We start from the raw sequence: 14,388 nt of genomic DNA, 5'->3' as shown, positions 1-14,388 counted from the left end.
TCCCCGGCGGCCGCCGGAGTCGTGGCAAGGACCATCAAGAGCAGCATTGCGGATGAAGGGCGCATACGGGGCCCGAGAGCCTGACATGGCATTGCAATGACAGCCAGCCTGCCCGCCTGGCCTCCAGGACCGGTGGGGCACACCTTCGGTTTCGTGCTACTCCGGCGCCGTGGACCCGCTTGTCACCGCACTCGAACCGGCGCCCCGGGCGGACGAAGTGCCGGGAGCCTTCCCGAGCCCCTTCGACGCCGTGGGCCCGCACGCCCTCGCGCGTCGGGCCGCGGAGTCACTGAAGGCCACGCTTCGCGAAGGCGTCATCGCGCCCGGGCTGGACAGCGACGTCCTCCAGGGGCCCGACGGCGGGAAGATGTTCGGGGTGCTCGTGGTGCGGCGGCCGAATGGGACCTTCGGCGTGCTGCGAGCCTTCTCCGCGATGCTCGCGGGGCGCTGGGACGTGCCCGGCTTCGTGCCTCCTGTGTTCGACCGCGAAGCACGCGCTCGCGTGGAGCCGGTGGCTGATGCCACGGTGAAGGCCCTGCTGGCCCGAGCCGAAGCATGGAGTGCTTCCGAGGAACTGCGCCGCCTGCGAGAAGATGACGACGCCCGCCAGGCGCGCGAGGCCGCGGAGCGAGAGGCCATGCGCCTGCGCCATGAAGCCCGCCGCCGTCAGCGCCACGAACGCCGCGCGGCGATCCTGGCCATGCAGAGGCGCACGGAGACTGAGCGCGCGCAGGCACCACATGCGCTCAATCAGGAGCCCACTGCCCATGCGCTCACGGAGACGGAGCGCGCGCAGGCACCGCATGCGCTCAATCAGGAGGAGCCCACTGCCCATGCGCTCACGGAGGCTGAACGCGCACAGGCACTGCATGCGCTCGACCAGGAGAGCCGGGGCGACAAGGCGGAGAAGCGCCGGTGGGACGCGGCGCAGGAAGAGGCGCGGCGCCAGCTTGCCCCTGCCCGTGCGAAGGCAGAGCGCCGCGTGCGTGCCCTGGACCGGCTGCGGCGCATCGTCTCGCGCGGCTTCATGAAGCAGTTCCACGACACCTACGCCATCACCAACGCTCGCGGAGAAACCCGCCCCTTGCGCTCGCTCTACGGTGGCGCGGAGCCTCCCTCCGGCGCGGGTGACTGCGCGGGCGCGAAGCTGCTTGCCCATGCCTTCGCGCATGGGCTCCAGCCAGTGGCGCTCGCGGAGTTCTGGTGGGGCACGCCGCCCGCTTCCGGCGGCCGCATCCAGGGCGCGTTCTATCCGGCTTGCCGCGACAAGTGCGGCCCCCTGCTGCCGTTCATGCTGGAGGGCCTGGAGGTCTCCGCGCCGCGTGTCTTCGTCCCACCGCCCGCGCCCACTCCGGAGCTCTCCATCGTCTTCGAGGACGCGTGGCTCGTCGTCATCGACAAGCCCTGCGGCCTGCTGTCCGTGCCGGGCCGGGACGCATCACTGCTGGACTCGGTGCTCACGCGCCTGCGCTCACGGTATCCGCACGCCACGGGCCCGCTGCTCGCACACCGGCTGGACCTCGACACATCCGGGCTGCTCGTGGCGGCGCTCGACAGCCGCACGCACGCGTCGCTTCAGCGCCAGTTCCTCCACCGCGACGTGGCCAAGCGCTACGTGGCGCTCATCGACGGCCCCGTGCAGGGGGACTCCGGCACCATCACCCTGCCCCTCCGTGTCGACCTGGACGACCGTCCGCGCCAGATCGTCGACCCCGTGCATGGCAAGCCCGCGGTCACGGACTGGGAGGTCCTCCGCCGCGAAGCAGGCCACACGCGCGTGGCCTTCCACCCGCGCACCGGCCGCACCCACCAACTCCGCGTCCACGCGGCGCACCCGCAGGGCCTGGGCGCGCCCATCGTGGGAGACCCGCTGTACGGACACGCGGGCCTCCGTCTGCACCTGCACGCCGAGACGCTGTCGTTCATGCACCCTGCGACGGGGCAGCGCGTGTCCTTCACCCGCGCCGCCCCGTTCTGAGGCGCACGCGTCAGTTGACGAGCAGCACCTTGCCCATGCCGCCCTGCTCCGCGACCTTCTGGGCCTCGCGCGCTTCATCCAGCTTGAAGGTCCGGCTGATGGGAATCACCAGGTCGCCCTTCGCCGCGCTCTGGGCAATCTGCTCCAGCCGGTGCGCATCCGGATGCGCCATGAAGCTGCGCACGGTGAGCCCCTTCTCCTTCGCGCCCTTCGGCTCCCCCAGAACGCTGCCCACCGTCCCACCGTGCTTCACCTTGTCGAGCACCGCCGCCACGGCGTCACCGCCCACCGTATCCGCCACCGCGTCCAGCGTGGGCAGCCTCGCGATGTCCTTCGGATCATCCAGCGCGACGACGCCTTCCACGCCCAGCTTCCGGGCCTCGTCCACCTGCTTGCTGCGCACACCCGCCCAGATGCGCGCGCCCCGCGCCCGCGCCGCGAAGATGGCCGAGCGCCCCACCGCCCCCAGCGCCCCCGTGACGAGCACCGTGTCCCCCTTCGAGGGACGCACGTGCTCTTCAATGAGCTGCGTGCCCGTCAGCGTCACCAGCGGCAGCGCGGCGGCGTCCTGCAGGTCCAGGGTGTCGGGCACCTTCGCCCAGCACTCCGTGGGCGCGACCACCGTCTCCGCGTAGCCGGCGTTCACCAGCCCCATCACGCGGTCACCCGGCTCGAAGGTCTCCACGCCCGTGCCGACCTCCACGACCTCGCCGGACACGTCGCGCCCGAGGATGGCGGGGAACTTCAGGTCCATCCGCCCCTTCATGTCCCCCCGGCGGATCTTCCAGTCCACCGGGTTGATGCTCGCGGCGGTGACGCGGACCTTCACCTCGCCCGGCCCAACCTTCGGCTCGGGCATGTCCTGCACCGCGAGCACATCCACGTCCCCATAGCCTTTCAGCACGACCGCTTTCATCCGGGCCTCCACGCAGGCGAGCGAGGGAAGAGAACTCCCACGACGGCCCAACGGTAAGCACCGGCAAGGGGGCCGCCATCGTCGGCGGCCGGTCGCTCCGCCTCCTGCTCCCCTGGAAGCGGACGGCGTCAGCGGGGCTGGAACTCCAGCGCCTCGCGCAGCACCGGATAGGTGTCCTCGGCGGCGGTGCTTCCCATGAACGTGTCCAGGTGGCCGTAGCCCGGCAGCATGCGGCGCTGGTACCAGCGGGCACCGTTGGCCTCACGCAGCCACTGGAAGGTGCGCTCCGTGGACGACGGCAGGTAGGTGCGGTTCTGCTCGCTGGAGACGAACGTGATGGGCCGCTGGAAGGGCTCCGGGTCCAGGTAGTCCGGCGGACGCGCCTGTCCGTAGCGCGCCAGGTTGCCCGCGCGGCCGTAGTCGAACTTCGCCGCGTGGCCGCCGCGCGCCAGCTGTCCCAGGTGGCGGAACGTCAGCAGGTTGCACCGGCCAAACTGCTCCTCCAGCCGCGCGTGCGTTTCCGTATTGAGCCGGGCGTGCCGGTACAGCCGGCCGTACATGAACGACAGCCGGTGGCACACCGGGCTGTCACACTCCATCCGCAGGAGGCTCGACACCTTGGTGAACGCGGCCTGGAACAGCGGCGTGCGGGACGCGTCATCCGGCGTGAGCGAGTCCAGCCCCGCGTCCAGCAGCTCCGGCACGCGCAAGAGCGCCTTGAAGCGCGTGGTGGCCGGCGTGTGGTGGTGCAGCGCCACCTGCGACGCCACCACCGTGCGCACGTCCGGCAGGTGCCCCGCGGCCATGGACATGAAGAACGCCGCGGAGCCCGCGCAGTGCACCACCGCCTGCACCGAGTCCGCGCCGGTGATTTCGCGCACGCGCCGCACCGCCGCCGGCATGTCGTGGTCCGCCGCGTCGTCCAAGGTGAACTGACGCAGGGGCAGCTGCACGCTGGCGCGCCAGTCCAGCAGCCACGTGTCGTAGCCGTGGCGCACCAGGTGCTGGACGAAGTTCTCCTTGAGCGTGGGCAGCATGAACATGCCGCTCCACACGCCCGCGCCGTGCACCAGCAGCACCGGCCCCTTCGTGCCCCCCACGTAGCGGGTGAGCTTCAGGGGGACGCCGTCGCCCGCGAGGAAGTCGTACCGCTCCGGGACGGGCATGCCCTTGAGGGTCACGTCCTGCGACAGGGTCCGCGACACCGCCGCGCCGCTTCGGTAATCAAAAGCCATGGGCCACCGCCTCCGCGATGCGCTCGGCCACCGCGCTGATGGTCATCACCGGATGGAAACCGATGGACGTGGGGATGACGGAGCCATCCGCCACGTACAGTCCGGGGTAGTTGAACACTTCGCCTTCCTTCGACACGACGCCCCGCGCCGGCGACTCCGCCAGGTGCGCCCCACCCAGCGAGTGCACCGTGAACGGCCGGCGGAACAGCTCCCAGGTGACGAGCGGCGCGAACGTGCCGCCGTACTGCGACGCCAGCTCCCGCATCGCGTCCGTCATCCGGTTCACCAGGGCCACGTTCTCGTTCGCGTAGTCCCACTCGATGTCCAGCCGGTCGCCCTTGAGCACCATGTGCCCGTTGGCGTTGTCCTGGCCAATGGCGAACAGGTTGCTCGTGCGCGAGGGGTCCACGCCGGTGCCCAGCGGCTTGTTGAACAGCCCCTTGGCGAACGCGCCGTGCATCAGCGGCCACAGCTTCGTCCACAGCGGGGACCCCACACCGCCCAGCAATCCCAGCCGGGGCTGTCCCATCCCCGCGAGCACCGCCGTCGCCGGCTGGTTGAACGTGGCCGTCACCATCGTGAAGCGCGGCGCGGCGTCGAAGAAGCGCATCACCGTGGCCACGTCCGGCCCCTCCCACGGCATGATCTGCTCACGGCTGCCGTGCAGCGAGCCCAGGAAGTCGCCGTTGCCGGAGTAGCCCTTGCCCAGCCACTCGCTCACCAGGGGCAGCGTGCGGGCCCGGTCGCGGCTGCGCAGCAGGATTTCCACCGTGCCCAGCGCCCCGGCGGACAGCACCACGCGGCTGCCCTCCACGGACGTCTTCTCCCCGGTGGCCAGGTCCTTGAAGTGCACGCGGTAGCCGCCCGCGACGCGCTGCACGTGGGACACGGACAGGCCCGGCCACACCGTGGCGCCCAGCTTCTCCGCGCGCGCCAGGTAGGTGAGGTCCAGGGTGTTCTTCGCGCCGTGCTGGCAGCCGAACTCGCACTCCGCGCAGCGCTGACACGCCTTGCGGCCCGGGGCGGAGGGCTCCGTCCAGGAGACGGCCTCGTCCGGATCGAACGTCTTGCGGCCCATGCGCTGGGCGGCCTGCTGGAACAGGTCGCGCTTCTTCAGCGGGATGGACGCGGGGAACGGCTTCACGTCCAGCTCGCGCGCGACCTTGTCGTAATACGGATCCAACGCCTCGCGGGAGAAGCCCCGGGGCCAGCGCGGATGGTCGAAGACGATGGGGTCCGGCCGCACGTGCACGTTGGCGTAGATGAGCGACCCGCCGCCCACGCCGCTCGCCGTCACCGTGCCGATGCCGGACAGGAAGCGCACGTCGTAGAGCCCTCGCGCCTCCGGGCGGACGGGGTGGTGCCAGAGCAGCTCGTCCGCGCGCGTGATGTCGCGAGGGAACTGGCCCGGGGCGTACCGGCGGCCCCGCTCCAGCACCGCCACGGACTTGCCCGCCTGCGCCAGCCGCAACGCGGTGATGGAGCCACCGAAGCCGGAGCCCACCACCACCACGTCGTACCGCTTCGCCATGCCCACGGTGTGTCCCCCTCAGTCGAACTTCGCGCGGGCGAAGACGTCCCACAGCGTGCCCATGAACATGCCGCCAAAGCGCCGCATCGCGTCCGCCTGCTTCAGCGGCGACGACGTGCCCAGCACGGAGAACGTGGTGAGCTGCTGGAGGAAGTCCGGCAGGTGCAGGCGGATGATGCCGCTGGCCACGACGGGGCCGGAGCGCTCGTGGCCCTTGCGCAGCACGGTGTAGAGCGTGGACGTGTCACTCCACACGTCGAAGCCCGCGTCGTCGTTGACCTCCTTGTAGCCATCCAGGAGGTACGGCTGGCCGTCCACGCCGGTGAAGGGCAGCAGGTACAGCATGCGCCGCTCGTAGAAGCGCTCCGTGCCCACGAAGAGGTTGAAGACGCCGTTCTCCACCGGCGCGCCTCCGGGCGGCGTGAAGCCGCGCACGTTCAACGTGCCCTGCACGATGCCGCCGTGCGCCTCCTGCGCGAGGAAGCGGTCCAGGTTGGGCAGCGTGATGGTGACGACGAAGTCCGCCGCCGCGCCCGAGCGCTGCCCCGCCCGCGCCGCCCCGGCGAAGTCGTCCGGCGCCGGATGCCCGGGCTGGAGGAAGCCCTTCATCCGCTCCGTGAAGCGCAGGCCCACCACCGGCGTGGGAGACGCCACCGTGCCGCCGGGCGGAATCACCACGTCGCCCAGCGGATCCGTCCCCGGCACCACCGGCGGGGCCACCGTCTCCACCTCCGGCATCATCCGCATGCTGGCGCGAGGCGGGTACGCCGGCGCGGTCTTCACCGGCGCGCGCTCCGGCGCCACCCAGCCCGGCGCGTCCTTCACCTGGCGGATGACCTGCTCCACGTTGCGCTCGGCCACCGCGGCGATGCTGGAGGACGGGTTGACGCCGATGCCCACCGGCAGCGCGGCGCCGTCCATCACATACAGGCCGGGATAGCCGTGCACCTCGCCGTCCGGCTTGAGGACGCCGTACGCGGGCTCGTCCGCCATCGCGCAGCCGCCCAGGTTGTGCACGGACACCGGCAGGTGCAGCCGCTCCCAGAGCGGGTTGTACGCGGCGCGCGTGCCCAGCGCGCGGGCCACGTCCTCGCACAGCTGCTCCTGCGTGCGGTACAGCGGCAGGTTCGCGGGCACGTCCCACTGCACCTGGAGCTCGCGCGTAATCGGCGACAGCGACAGCCGGCCGTTGGCCTTGTCCCGGCCCATGGCCAGGAACACGGCCTGGAAGCGGCCGCGCTCGTTCTCGATGGCGGACATCTCCTTGGAGCGCGTGCGCAGCACCTTCACCAGCTCGCGCTGGAGCAGGTCCGCGGGCAGCGTCATCGCGCGGTCCGGGTCCATGGCCATCATCAGCCCCGCCGCCTGCACCGGGTGCCCGCCCTCCTGGAAGAGGAACCAGGTCTTGTCCTTGCCCTGCCCCTCCTCCACCACCATGCCGGTGGTGATGGTGGGCCCCACCGCGGGGTCCCACGGCTCCTTCGTGTCGAAGGCGAACGCGAGGAAGTCCCCGTTGGCGGAATAGCGCGCCCCCAGCCGCGCGCTCAGGTCCGGCAGCGTGCCGAGCACGTCGCGGTTGCGCAGCAAGAGCTCCGTGGTGTTCACCGCGCCCGCGCACAGGAAGACGCGGCGCGCGTCCACGGTGCGCTGCATGCCGGCGCTGGCGTGGTCGGTGAAGGTGACGCGGTAGCCCGGAGACAGGGGCTCGATGCGCGTCACTTCCGCCTGCGTCGTCACCTCCGCGCCGCGCTGTTCCGCGACGGCCAGGTAGTTCAGGTCCAGGGTGTTCTTCGCGCGGCGGTTGCAGCCGATGTCGCACTCGCCGCAGTAGTTGCAGCCCTCCTGGAGCACGCCGAACTTGTTGGGCATCGGCTCGCCCGCGGGGGTGAAGCGCACGGCGAGGTTCGGGTGGAAGAACTGCGCCTCGCGGCCCAGCTTCTTCGCTACCTCCTGCATCCGCTTCGTCTTGGGCGGCAGGCCGCGCGCGGAAGCCGTGATGGGCTGCACGTCCAGCATGTGCGCGACCAGGTCGTAATACGGATCCAATGCCTCCCGGCTGTAGCCCTCCGGCCACCCGGACGCGAACACCTCCGCGGGCGGGCGCAGGTGCACGTTCGCGTAGATGAGCGAGCCGCCGCCGTACCCCGCGGCCTGCACGATGCTCATGCCCTTGAGCAGCTTGATGTCGAAGAGGCCCTGCCGGTGCTGATACAGCCAGCCGTTGCGGGGGTCCTCGAAGTCGCGTGGAAAGCTGCCCTTCTGGTAGCGCAGTCCGCGTTCGAGCACGCGCACGGTCAGGCCCGCCTGCGCGAGCCGACAGGCCGCCACCGCGCCGCCAAACCCGGTGCCGATGACCAGGGCGTCGTATGCCGGTGCCATGTTCCCCCTCGGGTGCGGTCCCTGGGGAGCAGGGATCCGGAAGCGCGACCCGGGAACGTCCAGGAAAGGACGGACCTGACTCTACAACGGGTCCACCCCGTTTCCTTGAGGCCCCACCCCCTCCGTGGATCAGACTTTTTCGCTCTGAAGAACCGCATTCCTTGAACAGCGCGGATCCACCAGCGGCCGGGCGGGCAGCCGGCGCATTTGGACGCGGGACGTCATGGATCCGGACCGATAGCATCCGACCCCATGCGACCGGCCCTGGAGCACGAACCCTTCTCAGCGGCGGCGGCACCTGGCGCGCGGACGGACGAAGCCCCCGCGGAGGCCCTGGCGACGGTGGATCCGCTGGTGGGGTCCCAGATTGGTGAGTTCGTCATCCGGGAGCGCGTGGGCGCGGGCGGGATGGGGGTCGTCTACCGGGCGGAGCACCCGCTGATTGGCAAGCACGCGGCCATCAAGGTGATGCGCGCGGAGCTGGTGTCCCCGGAGCAGGAGCAGCGGCTGCTGGTGGAGGCGCGGGCGGTGAACGCCATCCGGCATCCGGGCGTGCTGGACATCTTCAACTTCGGGACGCTGCCGGACTGCCGGCCGTATGTGGTGATGGAGCTGCTGAAGGGCCAGTCGCTCGCGGACCGGATGCGCGAGCAGGGCCGGATGGACGTGGGAACCACGGCCTGGGTGCTGGAGCAGGTCCTGGCCGCGCTGGCGGCCGCGCACCGGGCGGGGGTGGTGCACCGGGACCTGAAGCCCGCGAACGTGTTCCTGATGGAGCAGCCGGACGCGGCGCCGTTGATCAAGCTGGTGGACTTCGGCATCGCCAAGCTGATGCAGGGGCACGACGCGCTGGCGCGGACGGACGGTTCCACGCTGGGGACGCCGGACTTCATGGCCCCGGAGCAGGTTCGCGGCGGCGAGGTGGGCCCGGCCGCGGACCTGTACGCGCTGGGGGTGATGGCGTTCCACATGCTCACGGGCACCCGGCCGTTCCAGGGTGACAACGTGCAGGTGATGTTCGCGCACGTCGAGCAGGTTCCGCCCCGCGTGTCGTCGCGGGTGGAAGGGATTCCGCCGGAGCTCGATGACCTGGTGTCGCGGTTGATGGCGAAGGACCCCGCGAAGCGGCCCGCGACCGCGACGGCCGTGCGGCTGAAGCTCCGGGGACTGGCGCGTCCCCCCATGCCGTCCGGGAGCGTGGAACCGGATGCGCCGGTGGAGCCGCAGGCGCGGGCCGAGCCGCCAGGACGCCGGAGCGGAGTATCCCTCGCGGTGGCGGCGGTCGCCGCGGTGGCGATGCTGGGGGTGGGTTACGGGTGGGGGACGCAGGCGCGGGAGGCGGAGCCGATGCAAGTGATTGCGCCGCCGCGACCTTCCGGGCCGGTGCGGGTGGACGCGAGGCCCACGCTTCCGGAGGAGCCGCCGCCGGTCGCCGCGACGCAGCCCCCTGTCGAGGTGCCGCCCGAGGTCATCGAGGAAGCAGCGCCCACGGAGGCGGAGACCGCGACAGCGACCCTCGCGAAGTCCACGAAGTTGCCACCGTTGCCGGCGGAGACTGCCTCCGAGAAGAAGATGGAGCAGCGGCAGGCAGGTCTGTTCAAGCTGCTGCTGGCGCGGTCGAAGGACGTGGATGCGGAGGGAGTCCTGCGCGGCAGGCTGCTCCAGCAGTACCGGGCCGCCGCGGAAGCGAAGACGGACTCCGAGCGGACGCGCATCCATGTCGCGCTGGATGACCTTGAGAAGGAATTGACCCAGCGCATCGCACTGCACGATGCGCCCCCGGCGCGTGTCGCCGTCGCAACCGCCGCGCCTCCGGCGCCGCCCCGGGTCCCGGCGCTTGTGATTCCCAGGCTGCCCCCCCTGCCCCAGGGCAATGCCTCCGAGCAGCGGCTGGCCCAACGCATGGACAAGCTGGTCGCGGAGCTGCGCAAGCGCACGCAGAACCAGGACGTCGCGCCGGAGCTGACGAAGCAGCTCGTGGACATCTTCCGGTCCGCGGCGAACGCCACGACCGCCACCGAGCGCATGAGCGTGCATCAGGCCCTGGATGCATGGCAGGAGCGGCTGACGGCGCGCCTCCCGCGCTGATCCTCGGTGAGGGCGGTCGGGAGGAAAACGACCGCCTCACTGGAAGTACGGGAAACCCTGAGTCGCCTGGCGGACGAGCGGACAGAACTCGAGCCTTCGGGGCACGCGACGGCGTCCCTGGCTCACGGTACTGTCTTCGAAAACGGGCTTTCCCATGAAGACAAGAAGAATTCCGGAGACGGGGGCACACCGGGCGCTGACGGAGCGGGAGGTGCCCCTGACATTGGCACCGACGGCGCCGAAGGCGGATCCGCTGCTGGGGACGCAGTTGGGCGAGTTCGTCATCCAGGAGCGCATCGGCGCGGGCGGGATGGGCGTGGTGTACCGCGCCGAGCACCCCATCATCGGCAAGCAGGCCGCCATCAAGGTGCTGCGCGCGGAGCTGATGTCGCCGGAGCAGGAGCAGCGGCTGGTGGTGGAGGCGCGGTCGGTCAACGCCATCGGGCACCCGGGCATCCTGGACATCTTCAACTTCGGAAAGCTGCCGGACGGCCGGCCGTACGTGGTGATGGAGCTGTTGCAAGGCCAGTCGCTCGCGGCGGTGCTGCACGAGCGGGGACGGCTGGACGTGGGGACGACGGTCTGGATGTTGGAGCAGATCCTCTCTCCGCTGGGGGCGGCGCACCGGGCGAGCGTGGTGCACCGGGACCTGAAGCCGGCGAACGTGTTCATGGTGGAGCGGCCGGACGCGCCGCCCACGCTCAAGCTGGTCGACTTCGGCATCGCCAAGGTGTTGCAGTCGCGCGAGGGCCTGACGCTGGCGGACGGCTCCGTGCTGGGGACGCCGGACTTCATGGCCCCGGAGCAGATCCGCGGCGGCGCGGTGGGCCCGGCCACGGACCTGTACGCGCTGGGCGTCATGGCGTTCCAGATGCTCACCGGAGCGAGGCCCTTCCAGGGTGAGAACGTGCAGGTGATGTTCGCGCACGTCGAACAGGCCCCGCCGAGGCCTTCATCGAAGGTGGAGGGCATTCCGCCGGAGCTCGACGCGCTGGTGCTCCAGTTGATGGAGAAGGATCCGGCGAAGCGGCCTGCGTCCGCGGAAGCCGTACGTCAGCGGTTGAAGGCGCTGTCATTGGGACGGTCTCCTGGCACGTTGGGGCTGGGCGTCCCGGCGGTGACGAAGCGGGAGGAGCCCACATCCCCTACGGCACCCCGGCCGCCAGGCCTGGCTGCGTTGCTCGCGGACCGCCGGAAGGTGGCACCGCTGGCGGCGGCGGTGGTCGCCGGGGTCGTGGTGATGGGCGCGGGGCTCTGGTGGCTGACGCGGCCCGCGGAAACGCCTCCGCCCGTGGTGCAGCGTCCGACCGTGCCCGTTGCGCCCGTGGTCAAAGCACCGGCGCCGGTGGTTCCGGTGACTGAGACGGTCACGAAGACCGAGCCCGTGCAGGAGACGCACGAGGAAGTGGAGACGGAGGGCAAGGCCTCCGGATTGCCGCCACTGCCGGTCGAGACAGCGTCCGAGAAGAAGCTGGCGCGAAGGTTGTTTGGCTTGTTCAAGCAACAGCGTGCACGAGCGAAGGACGTGGACACGGACGGAGCGCTGCGAGGCAAGTTGATCCAGCAGTACCGCGCCGCCGTGGACGCGACGAAGGACTCCGAACGCGCGCGCATCCATCAGGCGCTCGACGGCATCGAGAAGGAATTGACCCAGCGCATCGCGCAGCACGACGCGCCCCCGGTGGCAGTCGTGCCGGAGCTGCCCAAGGTCCCGCCACTGGTGATTCCTCCGCTGCCCACCCTGCCCCGCACCAATGCCTCCGAGCAGCGATTGGCCCAGCGCCTGGACAAGCTGGTCGCGGAGCTGCGCAAGCGAACCCAGGGTCAGGACGTCGCGCCGGACCTCGCGCGCGAGTTGGTGGGCCTCTACACAGACGCCGCGAAGGCAGAGACCGGCACCGAGCGCATGGACGTGAACAAGGCGCTGGACGCGTGGCAGGAGCAGCTGAAGGCTCGCTTCCCGAAGTGAGGTGAGACCAAACCCTGGCGGGCATGGACTCACTCCCCGGCAGTCAATCACGACCCGCTGCCAGCCAACGGCTTGCCGGTGCGTTGTTTGGTACCCGGGGAAATGCATGGGTATGGTCCGCTCGCTCGCGGGCTCCCTCATGAAAACCCACCGTCCTTCCATCGCCGATGAGGTGCCGCGCACTTTGCGGAAGACCTCGTCGGCGGACACCACGCCCCTCGCGGATCCGCTGCTCTCCTCGCAGATAGGAGACTTCACGGTCGATGAGCGCATTGGCGCGGGAGGAATGGGTGTCGTCTACCGGGCCACCCATTCCCTCATTGGGAAGCAGGCCGCCATCAAGGTGCTTCGCGCGGAGCTTGTGTCTCCGAAGCTGCGTGAGCGGCTGCTCGTGGAAGCCCGTGCGGTCAATGCCATCCGGCACCCCGGGATCATCGACATCTTCGGCTTTGGCACGCTCCCGGACGGGCGTTCCTACGTCGTGATGGAGTTGCTGGAGGGGCGGCCCCTTTCCGAGCTGCTGACCGACCGGAAGCGCCTGGACGTGCCCACCAGCCTCTGGATGCTGGATCAGATCCTCTCCGCGCTCGGAGCGGCACACCGGGCGGGCGTGGTGCACCGGGACCTGAAGCCCGCGAACGTGTTCCTGGTGGAGCCGCCGAATGCGGCGCCCACGCTCAAGCTGGTGGACTTCGGCATCGCCAAGCTGCTGGAGAGCAAGGACAGCCCGACGACCCTTGATGGTTCCGTGCTGGGCACGCCCGAGTTCATGGCCCCGGAGCAGATCCGCGGCGGCACCGTGGGGCCGGCAACGGACCTCTATGCGCTGGGCATCATGGCGTTCCAGATGCTGACGGGCGTGCGGCCGTTCCAGGGCGATCCCGTCCAGGTGATGTTCGCGCACGTCGATCAGATCCCGCCGCTGCCCTCCGCGCGCGCGGAAGGCATTCCCCCGGAGCTCGACACGCTGGTGCTCCAGTTGCTGGCGAAGGACCCCACCCTGCGTCCGGCTTCCGCGGAGGCCGTGCAGCAGCAGCTCCAGCGGATCCCGGCGGAGGCTCGAACCCAGACGTTCGCGAGGCCTCCGGGCCTGAAGCCCAAGGTGCCCGCGCCGAGTCCTGCTCCCGCGCCGAAACCAGCCGTGGCCCGTGTCCCCACCCGTGCGCCCATGGCGGTCGCGGATCCCGAAGACGTGGGGACAGAGGCGCTCCAGGCCCTCCGCAAGACGCCGAGCCGAGGCTGGATGCTGGGAGGCATGGCGTTGCTCGTGGGCCTTGGAAGCGGAGCGTGGTGGCTGAGCCGCCCGGCCGCGACCGTGGAACAACCTCCCGCGCAGCCAACGGTTGAGGCCAGGCCTGACGCGGGCACTCCCGATAAGCCGCCATTCCCTCCGGAACCTCCTCCGACCGTGGTCACCACCGCGACCGACCCCTCCACGGAGAAGGAAAAGATCCCCGAGAAAGTCGATAAGGATCCGCCCAAGTCCCACAGCAGAACGCAACCTTCGCAGGGCCCTCGCAAGCCGGGGCCGTCCAAGCAACCGCCGGAGCCGCCCACCTCTGGGCCAGGTCAGAAACCGCCCACCGAGCCCCAGGGCTTTGCCACGGTGACCGATGTGACGGAGGTGGAGACTTCCCCCCAAGGTCCATCCACTTCGGCTCCGGCTCCGGCTCCTGAGCCTGTCACGGTGGCGCGCGCCGCACGGCCTGAGCTGCCACAGGATTTCTACACCCAGAGGCTGCTGGCGAAGCGGTTGAACAAGAATTACGAAGCCCTCTATGCCCGCAATTCCAATGGCAGCCCTCCACCCGCCCTGTTGAACAGCCTTCTCGCTCTCTTTCAGGAGGCGGCCGGCACGGAAACTGAGCTGGAGGCCGACCGCGTTTTTGTGAAGGTCGAGCTCTGGGAAAAGGTCACCAATCAACTGGTGCCTTCCACCAACGCGCCGGTCGTGACGGCACCACCGCCTCCAGTAGCCTTTACGCCCCTGCCAGGGCCGCACGCGATTCCTTCGGGTCCCCGGCCAACGCCGAGAAGAGCCACGGCGGATGAGGTGAAGCTCGCGAACCGACTGGAGCAATACGACCAGGAATTCCGGCGCCGAACGAAGGGGGCGAGCGAGGCGTCGGGGCTCGAATGGGAGCTGTGGAAGTTCCATGAGCGCGCCTCCCAGGAGCTGACCGCGGACGATCGCGGGAAGCTCTACATGGACACCTACAAGTGGATGGACGTGCTGAAGGCACGCTTCCCGCTCTGATCATTTCTTCGCTCGAAGGAAGTCAGGCACGACCC

At 70.2% G+C, this 14,388-nt stretch carries 8 protein-coding genes; 4 read left to right on the top strand and 4 right to left on the bottom strand.

What is annotated here, in order from left to right; genetic code table 11:
• The first annotated feature begins 217 nt into the window (after positions 1–217).
• On the top strand, positions 218–1,978 hold the full coding sequence (locus JYK02_RS04055; protein WP_347402421.1) for an RluA family pseudouridine synthase: 1,761 nt from the start codon (positions 218–220) through the stop codon (positions 1,976–1,978).
• Between the two features lie 10 nt (positions 1,979–1,988).
• On the opposite strand, the gene JYK02_RS04050 is transcribed toward JYK02_RS04055, so the two are convergent.
• The 4 genes from JYK02_RS04050 to JYK02_RS04035 form a co-directional block, all read right to left on the bottom strand.
• Positions 1,989–2,894, bottom strand: coding sequence for an NADP-dependent oxidoreductase (locus tag JYK02_RS04050; protein WP_207048514.1), 906 nt, complete (start codon positions 2,892–2,894; stop codon positions 1,989–1,991).
• 128 nt (positions 2,895–3,022) lie between these two features.
• Positions 3,023–4,129 carry an alpha/beta fold hydrolase gene (locus JYK02_RS04045; RefSeq protein WP_242588317.1) on the bottom strand — a complete coding sequence of 369 codons (1,107 nt, stop codon included), beginning with the start codon at positions 4,127–4,129 and terminating at the stop codon, positions 3,023–3,025.
• A complete protein-coding gene (locus JYK02_RS04040) occupies positions 4,119–5,660 on the bottom strand; it encodes an FAD-dependent oxidoreductase (RefSeq protein WP_207048513.1) in 1,542 nt (513 codons plus the stop codon). Before JYK02_RS04040 ends, JYK02_RS04045 begins: the two co-directional genes overlap by 11 nt.
• An 18-nt stretch (positions 5,661–5,678) precedes the next feature.
• On the bottom strand, positions 5,679–8,039 hold the full coding sequence (locus JYK02_RS04035) for a GMC family oxidoreductase N-terminal domain-containing protein (RefSeq protein WP_207048512.1): 2,361 nt from the start codon (positions 8,037–8,039) through the stop codon (positions 5,679–5,681).
• Between the two features lie 252 nt (positions 8,040–8,291).
• Between JYK02_RS04035 and JYK02_RS04030 the strand changes: the two genes are divergently transcribed.
• From JYK02_RS04030 to JYK02_RS04020, 3 genes are all read left to right on the top strand, one after another.
• The gene (locus JYK02_RS04030; protein WP_207048511.1) at positions 8,292–10,127 is read left to right on the top strand and encodes a serine/threonine-protein kinase; all 1,836 of its coding nucleotides are present in this window, start codon (positions 8,292–8,294) and stop codon (positions 10,125–10,127) included.
• Positions 10,128–10,281: 154 nt separating this feature from the next.
• Positions 10,282–12,096 carry a serine/threonine-protein kinase gene (locus JYK02_RS04025; protein WP_207048510.1) on the top strand — a complete coding sequence of 605 codons (1,815 nt, stop codon included), beginning with the start codon at positions 10,282–10,284 and terminating at the stop codon, positions 12,094–12,096.
• Positions 12,097–12,208: 112 nt separating this feature from the next.
• Positions 12,209–14,353: a serine/threonine-protein kinase gene (locus tag JYK02_RS04020; protein WP_242588316.1), complete on the top strand. Its 2,145-nt coding sequence runs from the start codon at positions 12,209–12,211 to the stop codon at positions 14,351–14,353.
• The last annotated feature ends 35 nt before the right edge of the window (positions 14,354–14,388 follow it).

Origin of the sequence: Corallococcus macrosporus, assembly GCF_017302985.1 — a bacterium.
Classification (GTDB): Bacteria; Myxococcota; Myxococcia; order Myxococcales; family Myxococcaceae; genus Corallococcus; species Corallococcus macrosporus_A.
The sequence above is the reverse complement of the archived record's forward strand: the minus strand, read 5'-3'. Positions and strand labels throughout refer to the sequence as shown.

What these genes read in the sequence shown, in the direction of transcription:
- JYK02_RS04050 (WP_207048514.1), bottom strand. Translation starts at nt 2,894, where the DNA reads ATGAAAGCGGTCGTGCTGAAAGGCTATGGGGACGTGGATGTGCTCGCG.
- JYK02_RS04045 (WP_242588317.1), bottom strand. Translation starts at nt 4,129, where the DNA reads ATGGCTTTTGATTACCGAAGCGGCGCGGCGGTGTCGCGGACCCTGTCG.
- JYK02_RS04040 (WP_207048513.1), bottom strand. Translation starts at nt 5,660, where the DNA reads ATGGCGAAGCGGTACGACGTGGTGGTGGTGGGCTCCGGCTTCGGTGGC.
- JYK02_RS04035 (WP_207048512.1), bottom strand. Translation starts at nt 8,039, where the DNA reads ATGGCACCGGCATACGACGCCCTGGTCATCGGCACCGGGTTTGGCGGC.
- JYK02_RS04030 (WP_207048511.1), top strand. Translation starts at nt 8,292, where the DNA reads ATGCGACCGGCCCTGGAGCACGAACCCTTCTCAGCGGCGGCGGCACCT.
- JYK02_RS04025 (WP_207048510.1), top strand. Translation starts at nt 10,282, where the DNA reads ATGAAGACAAGAAGAATTCCGGAGACGGGGGCACACCGGGCGCTGACG.
- JYK02_RS04020 (WP_242588316.1), top strand. Translation starts at nt 12,209, where the DNA reads ATGGTCCGCTCGCTCGCGGGCTCCCTCATGAAAACCCACCGTCCTTCC.